Raw genomic sequence first — 11,981 nt, forward strand, 5'->3', positions numbered from 1 at the left:
AAAACCCCGGACGCAAAAAATCAGGATCAGGCCTTGATCCCACATAAAGTTGAACCACATAGGCAAATAGGAAAACAATAAAAATGAATCTGAATCAAATTGATTTGTCCCCACAACTGATTGTACAATTGTACGCCAGGTCCCTGTCTGTGCCTGGCGTAGATGCTGCCGCCGTTCCTGCGCAGCCGGAGCTGGCTGCTGTTGTTTCTGCAGAAGAAGCGCCCGTTGCTTCCGCAGCAGCCGAATGGAAATGGCTGGGAGGAAATAAGAAAAATATACTGGTAGTGGTGCACTACCAGGAGGACCTGCACCTGCCCGACACAGCATTTCAATTCCTCTCGCAATTGCTCAACGCCTGCAAACTTACGCCCAACGATATAGCCATTGTAAACCGCAATAACGACCCCGGTTTGGATTACAAAGCAATTACGGAGCATTTCCAGAGCAAGGAGGTTTTACTGTTTGGAACTACAACCGCGGCCTTTGGTTTTCCCTTCGAAATTCCGCCGTACCAGGTGCAGCAATTTGCGGGGCTAACCGTGGTACATGCCCCGGCCTTGCATGAACTTAAAGAAGACAAACCGGCCAAGACCCAGCTTTGGGCCAGCCTGAAAAAAATGTTCCATATATGATTGAGCTCATTTTTGCCACCAACAATGACAACAAAGTGCGGGAAATCCGGCAGGCATTACCGGAAGGGTTTTCAATTGTCAGCCTGCGGGAAGCCGGCATTTTTAAGGAAATTCCCGAACCTCACCCCTCCCTGGAGGCTAACGCTACCGAAAAATCGATGGTTATTTACGAACTTTCCGGCAAAAACTGCTTCAGTGAAGACAGCGGACTTGAAGCAGAAGCACTTGATGGCGCCCCGGGAGTGCGCAGCGCCCGCTTTGCGGATGAGGAGCCGGAATATACGTCCAATACGGACAAATTGCTGGCGCTATTAAGGGACAAAGGAAATAGGAAAGCCCGGTTTAAAACCGTTATATCGCTCATCATCGATGGAAAGGAAACCCTTTTTGAAGGACTTTGCAGCGGCACCATTGCGCCGGCCCCCCTCGGGACCAACGGGTTTGGGTACGATCCCGTTTTTATCCCCGAAGGGAGCAATAAAACATTTGGCCAAATGACTTTGGAAGAAAAACAGGAATTTAGCCACCGGAAGAAGGCAGTTAAAAAACTGGTGGTATATTTGACGGGGCTTGCAGGTAGTAAACAAGTTTAAAAGTTTATAAGTTGACAGGGGCGCATTGTTAACCTTTAAACTTTTAAACGTATCAACCAGGCCCGACTTTTTAAAAAATTTAAAAATTTGAACACAGAAAGCAACCATAATATTCAGGACAGCGACTTAATTAAAGGATGTATTGACGGAGACCGGAGGATGCAGGAAGAACTGTACCGCCGCTTTTCTTCCAAAATGTATGCTGTTTGCCTGCGTTATGCCTCTAATACTGAAGAAGCACAGGATATATTGCAGGACGCGTTCATTAAGGTTTATAGGAAGTTGGACAGTTTTCGCGGAGACGGATCATTTGAGGGGTGGGTACGTCGTATTTTTGTAAACACAGCTATTGAGCATTTCCGTCGTAAAAAATACCTGCAACCAGTAACTGAAAAGGAAGAGAATACTATTGAGGGGAAATATGTTTCTGTATTGGACGAACTGGCTGAAAAGGATATTTTACAACTGATTACGCAATTATCTCCCGGTTACCGCACGGTTTTCAATATGTATGTGGTTGAAGGTTACTCACATAAAGAAATCGGCGAAATGCTGGGTATCAGCGAAGGAACCAGTAAATCGCAGTTGTCGCGCGCGAAAGCGATCCTGCAGGACCTGGTAAAAAAATACATTGAGAATAAAGATAAAATGGACACGATAAGCAATGGACAGCCAACATAAATTATATAACCACCAGGTAACGCCCCCGGTTGCAGCATGGAACCATATAGCCGCGGAGCTGGAAGAATGGCAAGCGCTAAAATCATGGGCGCGGCCATTACAGGCGCTTGAAGCGGAGCCGCCTGCAGCCGCCTGGAACCATATTTTTGAACATCTTGAAGGAGAGCAGGCTTTTGCCCCCATTGCTGAAAAACTCCGGGGCCTTGAAGCCCCCCCCCCTCCTTTAGCCTGGGATAAAATAGAAACGGAGCTCCATGCTACCAGGTCCGCGTCAAAATTGCATCCCGTTAAAAAAAGTGTTTTTAATTGGTCAAAATATGCCGTAGCGGCTTGTATTGCTGGATTGCTGGGATTTTCCATTTTTCATCTTGTTGAAAAGTCCCATAAAAACTCCAATAACATGATCTCCGGGCTTTTTGAAAAAAAGGGTCCGGTGGCGCCTCCTCCTATGGCCCATCCGATCCCCGATATCAAGCCCGCAGAAAAACCCCATGTGGAAACAACAGGCGACCTTGCCCTGAATACGCCCATTAAACCCCAGCAAATCAGAACGTCTTCCGGTAATACCTATAATACAACCGTGGAGAAGAACAAAGCCATCCAGGGGCGTTATATTATGCTGATGACAGAGGATGGCAATGTGGTGCGGATGTCAAAAAAATTAGGTAATATGGCAGACTGTGTCGCTGGTGAAAATACCAGCAATGACTGCAATTACCAGATTGAACAATGGCAAAAGGAAATGGCCAAGGCCCCGGTAGCGGCTACTCCGGATAACTTCCTTGACATTCTTGAACTGGCCCGTTCGGAAAATACGGATTTATAAGAATTCTTCCTCAGACGCCAAATGCAAAAACCGGACGCAGACGAACAGCGTCTGCATTGGCCCCATTGCGTTAAGCGGCAGCTTCTTCTGCCTGGTCTATTTCCACAACCAGGTTGTCGATGATAAATTCCTGCCGATCCATTGTATTTTTTCCCATATAATATTCCAGCAATTGCTGAATATGATCTCCCTGCTCCAGCCGCATTAGTTGCTTGCGCATATCACCTGCAATAAACTGGGCAAATTCTTCGGGGCTGATCTCCCCCAGCCCTTTAAAACGGGTCACCTCGGGCTTGCCACTTAGCTTTTTAATCGCCGCTTTTTTTTCTGTTTCGCTATAGCAGTAAATTGTTTCCTTCTTGTCGCGCACCCGGAACAAAGGCGTTTCCAATACATATACTTTTTCCTGTTTTACCAGCTCGGGAAAAAACTGCAGAAAAAAGGTCATAATCAGCAGCCGGATATGCATTCCATCCACATCCGCATCCGTAGCAATAACAATATTATTGAAGCGCAGCCCTTCCATTCCCTCCTCAATATTCAAAGCATGCTGCAACAAGTTAAACTCCTCGTTTTCGTATACCACTTTCTTTGTAAGCCCAAAACTGTTCAGCGGTTTACCCCGCAAGCTAAAAACTGCCTGGGTTTCTACATTGCGGGCTTTGGTAATTGAACCGCTGGCGCTATCTCCTTCGGTAATAAAAATAGTAGTTTCATTTTGCTTTGCAATAAACTCTTCCTTTCCTTTCGAAGGCGTATCATCATTGAGATGATAACGGCAGTCGCGCAACTTTTTATTATGCAGGTTGGCTTTTTTTGCCCGCTCATTGGCCAGCTTTTTAATGCCGGCAAGATCCTTGCGTTCCCGCTCGCTTTGTTCAATGCGCTTTTTGAGTATTTCCGCGGTTGAAGGGTTTTTGTGCAGGTAGTTATCCAGTTCCCTGGAAAGAAAATCGCCCACAAACTGCTTCATGCTGGGCCCGTTGATATCTACGTTCTGCGACCCAAGCTTCGTTTTGGTTTGGCTTTCAAATACAGGCTCTACCACCCGTACCGCTACGGCTGCTACAATGGCCCCGCGAATATCCGAAGCTTCATAATCTTTTTTATAGAACTCGCGGATGGTTTTCACAAACGCTTCCCGGAATGCCTGCTGATGCGTACCACCCTGGGTAGTATGCTGACCATTTACAAAACTGTACAACTCTTCGCCATAATCATTTCCATGGGTAACGGCTACTTCAATATCCTCTCCTTTCAAATGGATGATGGGGTACCTGATCTCGTCTTCATTGGTTTTCCGTTGCAGCAGGTCCAGCAAACCATTACGGCTAACATAGGTCTTGCCGTTAAAAACAATCTTCAGTCCTGCGTTCAGGAAACAATAATTCCAGATGAGGTTTTCAAGGAACTCGGGATGAAATTTAAAATTTTTGAAGATGGTGTCATCGGGAATGAAGGTTACGAGCGTGCCATTATCCTCGCCTGTTTTAGCCTCCTTGCTCTCTTTTACAAGTACGCCCCGCTCAAATTCGGCCATCTTATCTTTACCATCACGTACCGCAACCACTTTAAAATAGTTGCTGAGCGCGTTCACCGCCTTGGTACCTACACCATTTAACCCTACTGATTTCTGAAAAGCGCGGCTGTCGTATTTTGCACCGGTATTGATCTTACTTACCACATCCACTACCTTGCCAAGGGGTATACCACGCCCGTAATCTCTTATTGTAACCGTATTATCTTTAATGGTCAACTCAATGGTTTTCCCATAGCCCATCATGTATTCGTCAATACAGTTATCCATTACCTCTTTTACCAACACATAGATACCATCATCCGGACTGCCGCCATCGCCTAATTTTCCGATATACATCCCCGGGCGAAGCCGGATGTGTTCTTTCCAATCGAGACTTTTAATACTGTCTTCATCATACGTTACGCCTGCCTTGGGTGCTACAATGTCTTTTGCCATGAATCAAATCCTTTTTTAAGTGCCTGCCATATCCGGCAGTCTGTTCCTGCCCGGAATGAAACGCTCAAAAGTAAAAATATTTCAGGAGATTGATCTTTTATATTTTCCCTTCGTATTGTTTTGTTTGCCAATGGACAGGCTTATATTCCTTTACCTTACCAGCGATAGTGCGGGCATGGGTTTGCTGACATTTTTACGATCGCCCCCCAGCTCGCCGGAGGCATTCCCGCCCCTTGTATAAAGCCTTTTAAAAATTATTCATTGGTTTTTATTTGAGTAAAAAGCGACAAAATGTAAAAAAATAAAACAAAATGTCGTAAATTTGAGAAAATGGGATGAACATGAAAAAAGATTCAAAAACAAAACACTTCCCGGTCAATGAAGAAGATTTTCTTTCGGTTGTTAATGAACCCGCCCCGGACCTGCAATATACCGGCCCCAATTTGCGTATCATACTGGGCGGAAACAAGGCCGTAAACCAACCGCTTTCCGGAGATCTTGACTTGATTGCGCTTACGCGAACAGGGATCAAAAAGGCCACTTTAAAATCCCTGGCCATGTATATGGGCATCAGCATGGAGCAGCTGAGCAGCCTGTTGCATTCATCCCATCGCAATATCCAGCGCAAACAGGATAATGAGCTATTAGATACACTCAAAACCGAAAAGGTATTGGAGCTTGCAGCTTTTGTACAACGAGGTATAGAAGTGATCGGTACCGCAGCGTATTTTGCAGAATGGCTGCAGAGCCCTTTACCCGCATTGGACAATAAAAAACCAATCGATTTTCTGGATACTACTTTTGGTATCCAAATACTTTATAAAATACTTGGCCGTTTGGAATACGGGGTATATTCGTAGCATCCCATTTAAAAAATAACACATTGCTTATTTACAGAATTGCCCAGGAGCCCTTTGCTATGGACCTTTCAGGAAAAGGCGCCTGGATGAGCGGGGGACGTTGGAACAACGAAGGCCACTTTGCATTATATACATCAGCAAGCCGCGCATTGGCATTGCTGGAAATACTGGCGCATACTCCCGCAAAAATGCTAACCGTTAAACCTTATATATTATTGACACTCGAAGTTGCGGATACCCAACCAACAGATCAGGTATCATTGGGAATGCTCCCGGCAGATTGGAACCTGTCCGGAAGTGCGCAGGCAACGGCACAATTAGGTGATCTCTTTTTAAAAAGAAGTAAGGCACTCCTGTTGATGGTTCCCAGTATTATAATGCCAGAAGAATGGAACTATGTGCTAAACCCGCTGCACCCCGATATGAAGAAAGTGAGGATTGTACATCGCCGAAACGTAACATTTGATAAACGGTTATTCTAAATCCTCCAGGCACAATCCCCTGCTGAATACGGATACAATGCAGGACAGATTCATGCATCAGGAGACAATTTTATTTTTCTCTGCATAAGAATCAATGATCGCGCCTATCGCCACTATTTCATCGCTATTCAGCGCTCCCCAGATCTGCTTCCAGTACCCTTCGTCATTCCGGATCTGTGTAATTTCCTCTGATCCGGCCATACACTTATAAAACGTAACCCCATCCGTTGTCTCTGCAGGTGTTACCTGTATCTGGGTTCGCTTACCATGGATGGTTGCTTCAATCGAAAACTGTTTTCCCGTTTCCATAACATTTTTTTTAATGATGAAAAAGCCGGGCAGTGCCGACAGGTATCTCTTAAAAACCACCAAGATCAGGCCAAAGAACGCCTTGGTTGTTATGCATCCCGCTCAAACAGTCAGTTTTCGATTAAACGGATGGCGTCATAAAATACTTCTGCCTTTTTGTTATTAAACTGATACCGGAAAGAGTTATATCCCTTTCTTTTGAATAACAGCCCTTTCCGCAATACCTGCCGGTTTGCCAAAACCCTGAAATATCCCTGCGGGCCGGTTTTGCCGGTCATCGCTCCAGATCGCTCACAGATCCGTACTCCGGGAAGTCCGCGCCCCTGCGCATCGCTGACCAGCCCATAAAAAACAATCTTGCCAGCCAGCGAATCATAAGCCGGGTTTGACCAGGAAACCGGGTAATTTTTAAGCGCCTCTTTTATCGGGCTCAATCCCATTGCCTTCCGGCGTGCGTTCAGATGCAACATATCTTTCACCGGCCATAATATCGTATTGCCGGCGTAGTCGCCGCCCAGCTGGGTTCCATAAAGCTGAAACCGTTCCCTGAACATCTGTACCCGGTCGTACAGGTAGGCTGCATGTATTTTGGAAGCCTTCCCTTCCGAAGCCGCCCGCTCCAGTACCGGCAGGTATTTTTCGCGGGTAAGGGAGTCTGCGTGCTGCACAACAAGCCATAATGTTTTTGAAGCTTCCGGCGAAATCCGCCGTTGATCCGGCCAGCCATATTGATCAATAATCCGGGAAATTTTTATGGTATTTAATGCATCTATTTTATGGATATATGCCCAGTAATGGTTTACGGTATCAGCGTTGGCGCCGTAGGTTCCCACCAATGCATTTAAGGTATCGCGAGGGCCCTGATCCATCTTCAGAACATCCTCTAATTCACTGGAAATACGATCATATGGAATCACGTCTGGCTTCGTATTCCTTTATGAAAAAAGAGGCATAAGAAGCACCAAAACAATCGTGTACGACACCGCTCCATACTACCAGGAACAACTTTATCATTCAAAAGTTCGGATCCTGGTTAAAACCCGCTGTTGAATGATCACCGTCCCCTTTTTAATCGCCGCCCATTGGTTTGCTAAACCGGTATACCTCAATGAACGCGCTTGACCAAACCGCCCCGGGAGCCTTCAGACCGGACTATTTTTTAAAGGAATGCCGTACTTTCGGGTATCCTGTTGCGCCTGGCCAGGTTTTTTCGTCTTGAATGAAAAACTAATTTTATGTGTAAAATACATTTTCTGATTGCTTTGAGTATGGTTCTTTTGCTGAGCTGCAAAAAAGACAATCCCGGACCCGCGCCCTGTAAAAACTGTACGATAGCTTACAAGCCCAATGTGTACCTCTACCCATTAAAAGAAACGGATCTTCAGATCAATTTGAGCTTTCCCCTGGGTGGCTCTGTTATTGCGTCCATACCCACCTACCATACCGGCTGGAATGTGCGGGTAGCCCCCTCCGGTAAAATCGACGGACAATACAATTATCTTTTTTATGAAAGCCAACAACCCCATAACTGGCAAAAGAATGCCGGCCGGGTGGTACCGCGCGATAGCCTGCAGCACTTTTTTGAGGCGGATATGACCGCCTGTCAGTTTAAGCCCAATGAGATCGGCGATTTTATTGATTACTGGATCCCCAGGTTAAAGGGAGCTCCTTATTATGCGGTTTATCCACAGGAAAAGCCCCTGATTGAAAAGCTGATCCAACTGCATTTTTCTGAACAACCGGATGCCGTTTTAAGATTATTTTACCTGGTAAAGGCACTTGACAAACCCATACAACTGCCTCCTTATCACAAACAGGAAACCATTCGCAGGGAAGGTTTTCATGTAGCGGAATGGGGTGTGATACTGGAATAATCAGGGGAGTTTCCCCGCTTGCCGGGTATCTCATCGATACTTCCAAATCGATCAACGAAAGATATAAAGGCATTACCGCAGCCGAAATACTGATGCTCAGCGAACGGTACCGGCAATGGTGGAGCGAAAATAAAAATGGCAACTGGAAAACCAAAGGCGCCTTAACCGGCACACCCTACAAGTGGATGTAATGCAAGCGACAGATTGATTGGCAGATATGGCACCCCGAACAGGGAAAGGAATGGTACTCCTTACCCTTTCCTCTATTTCATCAATTCGTTTATCCTTCTATCATAGTCACATGATCCCGGTCGCTGTTTTCTGTCCAGCGTACCAGTACTTTCTGTGTTTCAAAAGAGTCGATATACTTGCCCACATAGTCGGCCTGTATGGGAAACTCCCGGGTAAACCGGCGATCGATCAATACGCAGAGTTCTACTTTTTTTGGCCGGCCATAGTCCAGCAGGGCATCGAAGGCCGCGCGCGTGGTGCGGCCGGTGTACAGCACATCATCTATAAGGATCACGTCCTTTCCTTCAACAGAAAACGGGATATCTGTTTCATTGGCCGTATGCAGTTCATTGCGCACATCATCCCGGTAAAAGGTAATATCCAGTTTTCCGTAATCGATCGGCTGTCCCTTTGATATTTTTTGTATCTCGGCACAAATGCGGTTCGATAAAAAAATGCCTCGTGGCTGCAGACCAATAATGGCGATCTTTGAAAAATCATCATGGTTCTCCACAATCTGGTGTGCCAGCCGCCGGATGGTGATCGCGATCTCTTCGGGTTTTAGAATCAGTTTCAAGACTAAACGGTTTCAGGTTTAACGTTTCAAGTTCCAGGCTTTACACAAATATCACTCCGCCGCCATGAACGGATACCGGTAGTCTACCGGCGGATTAAAGGTTTCCTTAACCGTGCGTACGCTCAGCCAGCGATAAAGGTTCAGGATGGACCCGGCCTTATCATTGGTTCCTGAAGCGCGGGCGCCTCCAAACGGCTGCTGCCCCACTACGGCACCCGTAGGTTTATCGTTAATGTAAAAATTACCCGCGGCATTGGAAAGACGCTTTGTAGCTGTTTCTATTGCTGCCCGGTCGGTAGCAATGATGGAGCCGGTTAACGCATAAGGAGAAGTACTGTCTACCAGGTCCAGGGTCTTTTCAAAACTTCCGGCCGGATATACATATACTGTTAATACAGGACCAAAAATCTCCTCGCACATTGTAATAAATTGCGGGTCTTTCGCTTCAATTACCGTAGGCTGGATAAAATATCCTTCGCTTTTGTCGCAGCTACCACCCGCTACAATACGGGCTTTCGGATCCTTCCGGGCTTTATCAATATAGCCCTTGATCTTATCAAAACTTTTTTCATCGATAACTGCGTTGATGAAATTACTGAAATCTTCTACTGATCCTATTTTAAAGGAGCTGATGCCCTCTATCAGCAATTGCTTCACTTCCTTCCAAAGGTTAGACGGAATGTAGGCGCGGGACGCCGCAGAGCACTTTTGCCCCTGAAATTCAAAAGCCCCTCTCAGCAGTGCAGTGGCCACCACATCCGGGCGGGCACTTTTATGTACCATCACAAAATCCTTTCCTCCTGTTTCTCCCACAATACGTGGATAGCTTTTGTATTTTGGTATATTTTTCCCGATGGTTTCCCACATGTGGTTAAAAACGCCTGTAGAACCTGTAAAATGGACACCGGCAAAATCCCGGTGATTAAAACACACTTCTCCTACTACAGGGCCATCTACATAGATAAGGTTAATGACCCCATCCGGCAGCCCCGCTTCTATCAGGATGCGCATAAAGAGTTGTGCGGAGTAGATCTGTGTATGAGCGGGCTTCCAAACCACTACATTGCCGGACATGGCTGCGGAGGTAGGCAGGTTGCCGCCGATGGCCGTAAAATTAAAAGGGGTAATGGCCAGTACAAACCCTTCAAGCGGGCGGTACTCCAGCCGGTTGTGCATACCAGCGCCGCTAACCGGTTGCTGTTTATAGATCTCGCTCAGGAAATGGACATTGAAGCGCAAAAAATCGATCAGCTCACAGGCGCTGTCGATCTCCGCCTGGTAAGCGTTTTTACTTTGCCCCAGCATGGTAGCGGCGTTCATTTGCCCACGGTATTTGGTAGCGATCAGATCCGCAGCTTTAAGAAAAATGCCGGCGCGGCTTTCCCAGGTCATCGCCTCCCAGCCTTTTTTTGCGGTCAATGCCGCATTTACTGCCTGCTGTACATGTTTTTTTTCGCCGATGGAAAATTTCCCCAGTACGAACTGGTGCTCATGCGGAGGACGCAGGGCTTCTTTTTTTGAAGTACGTACCTCATCGGCGCCAATATACATAGGCACGTCTAATTTCTGACTCTTCAGCAATGCAATGGCTGCTTTGAGGTCTTCCCGTTCTTTACTTCCGGGGGCGTAGTTCAGTACCGGCTCATTGGCCGGCAAAGGATAGGAAAATGATCCCTGGTGCATATTATTTCAATTTGAAGATTTGAAGATTTTTAATTTGAGAATGAAGCCATCCGTTGGCTGAAGCCCTGAACGGTCTCTATCCCCAATGATCCGCTTATTGAACATGGGTTTCGCGTTCCCCATTATTTAAACCGTTTCCTTACGCTGCATCAGATAGGCCTTAATAAACCCATCCAGTTCGCCATCCATCACCGGCTGCACATTTCCTACCTCAAAATCTGTGCGGTGATCCTTGATCATTTTATAAGGATGGAACACATAGCTGCGGATCTGGCTGCCCCATTCAATTTTTTTCTTATTGGCGTTGGCTGCATTTTTCAGCTCCTCGCGCTTGCGCAGTTCTTCCTCATATAACCGGCTTTTCAGCATCTGCATGGCTTTTTCCCGGTTGCCCATTTGGGTACGTTCGGTTTGACAAACCACTACAATACCCGTTGGTATGTGCGTAAGGAATACTTTCGTTTCTACTTTATTTACATTTTGTCCGCCGGCACCACCACTGCGCGCTGTTTCCATTTTCACTTCGGAATCTTTGATCTCAATATCGATCGTATCATCCACCAGCGGGTACACAAATACCGATGCAAAAGAAGTATGCCTGCGGGCATTGCTGTCGAACGGTGATATCCGCACCAGGCGATGTACGCCGCTCTCCGCCTTTAAGAAACCATAAGCAAATGGCCCTTCAAACTGCAGGGTAGCCGTTTTAATACCAGCGCCATCGCCCCATTGCCAGTCGAGTTCGGTGATCTTCCAGCCCTGTTTTTCGCCATACATCCGGTACATACGGGCAATCATCTCGGCCCAGTCCTGGCTTTCCGTTCCACCAGCACCCGAATTGATCTGGATCACCGCCGGCAATTCATCCTCGGCTTCGTTGAGGGTACTCTTGAATTCAGCATCTTCCAGCACACCTAATGCATGATCATAAGCCTCCTGGGTTTCTGCTTCTGTAGCATCCCCGCCCTTCCAAAAATCAAATAAGACCGCAAAATCCTCCACTGCTGTTTCAGCGTCCCGAAACAGGTTCATCCAGTATTCGTTGGTCTTTAAGGTTTTTAAAATATCGGTGGCACGCTGATTATCATCCCAGAAACCGGGACTAAGCGAAAGCTGTTTATCTTCATCTATTTTCTGTTGACGGTTCTCGACGTCAAAGAAACCTCCTTATCCCGAGAACGCGGGACCGCATATCCTGTAATTTTTCCTGTGTCATAGGTTGCAAAGATACATCCTATTTCCGATTTGCGACTGGTTG

The 11,981-nt window shown here is 46.5% G+C and carries 14 protein-coding genes; 8 read left to right on the forward strand and 6 right to left on the reverse strand.

The features are described from left to right. Nucleotides 1-83: 83 nt before the first annotated feature. The 4 genes from GGU45_RS13125 to GGU45_RS13140 all read left to right on the forward strand — a co-directional run bounded on the left by GGU45_RS13125 (nt 84) and on the right by GGU45_RS13140 (nt 2,732). Nucleotides 84-632, forward strand: coding sequence for a hypothetical protein (locus tag GGU45_RS13125; protein WP_435225397.1), 549 nt, complete (start codon nt 84-86; stop codon nt 630-632). Then, nucleotides 629-1,225: an RdgB/HAM1 family non-canonical purine NTP pyrophosphatase gene (rdgB, locus tag GGU45_RS13130; protein WP_435225398.1), complete on the forward strand. Its 597-nt coding sequence runs from the start codon at nt 629-631 to the stop codon at nt 1,223-1,225. Before GGU45_RS13125 ends, rdgB begins: the two co-directional genes overlap by 4 nt. Before the next feature lie 87 nt (nt 1,226-1,312). Next, a complete protein-coding gene (locus tag GGU45_RS13135) occupies nt 1,313-1,906 on the forward strand; it encodes an RNA polymerase sigma factor (protein ID WP_435225400.1) in 594 nt (197 codons plus the stop codon). Then, nucleotides 1,890-2,732, forward strand: a complete 843-nt coding sequence (locus tag GGU45_RS13140) for a hypothetical protein (protein ID WP_435225402.1) — start codon at nt 1,890-1,892, stop codon at nt 2,730-2,732. The genes GGU45_RS13135 and GGU45_RS13140 overlap by 17 nt, the downstream gene beginning before the upstream one ends. A 70-nt stretch (nt 2,733-2,802) precedes the next feature. Here GGU45_RS13140 and GGU45_RS13145 read toward each other — a convergent pair whose 3' ends face one another. Further along, nucleotides 2,803-4,707 (reverse strand): DNA topoisomerase IV subunit B, encoded by a 1,905-nt coding sequence (locus GGU45_RS13145; protein WP_435225404.1) that lies wholly within the window; start codon nt 4,705-4,707, stop codon nt 2,803-2,805. A gap of 341 nt (nt 4,708-5,048) precedes the next feature. Here GGU45_RS13145 and GGU45_RS13150 point away from each other — a divergent pair, with 341 nt between their 5' ends. Beyond that, nucleotides 5,049-5,567 (forward strand): Xre family toxin-antitoxin system antitoxin, encoded by a 519-nt coding sequence (locus tag GGU45_RS13150; RefSeq protein ID WP_435225405.1) that lies wholly within the window; start codon nt 5,049-5,051, stop codon nt 5,565-5,567. A 23-nt stretch (nt 5,568-5,590) separates the two neighbouring features. Further along, entirely contained in the window at nt 5,591-6,049 is a 459-nt protein-coding gene (locus GGU45_RS13155) for an RES family NAD+ phosphorylase (RefSeq protein ID WP_435225406.1), read from the forward strand. 57 nt (nt 6,050-6,106) lie between these two features. On the opposite strand, the gene GGU45_RS13160 is transcribed toward GGU45_RS13155, so the two are convergent. Next, entirely contained in the window at nt 6,107-6,358 is a 252-nt protein-coding gene (locus GGU45_RS13160; protein WP_435225407.1) for a hypothetical protein, read from the reverse strand. A gap of 110 nt (nt 6,359-6,468) precedes the next feature. Next, entirely contained in the window at nt 6,469-7,227 is a 759-nt protein-coding gene (locus GGU45_RS13165) for a DUF6624 domain-containing protein (RefSeq protein WP_435225408.1), read from the reverse strand. A gap of 366 nt (nt 7,228-7,593) precedes the next feature. On the opposite strand from GGU45_RS13165, the gene GGU45_RS13170 reads away from it, so the two are divergent. Together GGU45_RS13170 and GGU45_RS13175 are read left to right on the forward strand one after the other, a co-directional pair. Then, the gene (locus GGU45_RS13170; protein WP_435225410.1) at nt 7,594-8,232 is read left to right on the forward strand and encodes a hypothetical protein; all 639 of its coding nucleotides are present in this window, start codon (nt 7,594-7,596) and stop codon (nt 8,230-8,232) included. Continuing rightward, nucleotides 8,211-8,423 carry a DUF4943 family protein gene (locus tag GGU45_RS13175; RefSeq protein WP_435225412.1) on the forward strand — a complete coding sequence of 71 codons (213 nt, stop codon included), beginning with the start codon at nt 8,211-8,213 and terminating at the stop codon, nt 8,421-8,423. The genes GGU45_RS13170 and GGU45_RS13175 overlap by 22 nt, the downstream gene beginning before the upstream one ends. Nucleotides 8,424-8,512: 89 nt before the next feature. On the opposite strand, the gene pyrR is transcribed toward GGU45_RS13175, so the two are convergent. The 3 genes from pyrR to prfB form a co-directional block, all read right to left on the reverse strand. After that, nucleotides 8,513-9,040, reverse strand: a complete 528-nt coding sequence (gene pyrR / locus GGU45_RS13180; RefSeq protein WP_435225413.1) for a bifunctional pyr operon transcriptional regulator/uracil phosphoribosyltransferase PyrR — start codon at nt 9,038-9,040, stop codon at nt 8,513-8,515. 51 nt (nt 9,041-9,091) lie between these two features. Beyond that, a complete protein-coding gene (gene pruA / locus GGU45_RS13185) occupies nt 9,092-10,723 on the reverse strand; it encodes an L-glutamate gamma-semialdehyde dehydrogenase (RefSeq protein ID WP_435225414.1) in 1,632 nt (543 codons plus the stop codon). Between the two features lie 126 nt (nt 10,724-10,849). Beyond that, nucleotides 10,850-11,939, reverse strand: a protein-coding gene (gene prfB / locus GGU45_RS13190) for a peptide chain release factor 2 (RefSeq protein ID WP_435225416.1) whose coding sequence is annotated in 2 segments (ribosomal slippage) — nt 10,850-11,878 and nt 11,880-11,939 — 1,089 coding nt in all. Because the reading frame shifts where the segments join, the coding sequence is not laid out codon by codon here. Between the last annotated feature and the right edge of the window lie 42 nt (nt 11,940-11,981).

This window comes from Niabella hirudinis, assembly GCF_051201075.1.
GTDB classification, from domain to species: domain Bacteria; phylum Bacteroidota; class Bacteroidia; order Chitinophagales; family Chitinophagaceae; genus Niabella; species Niabella hirudinis.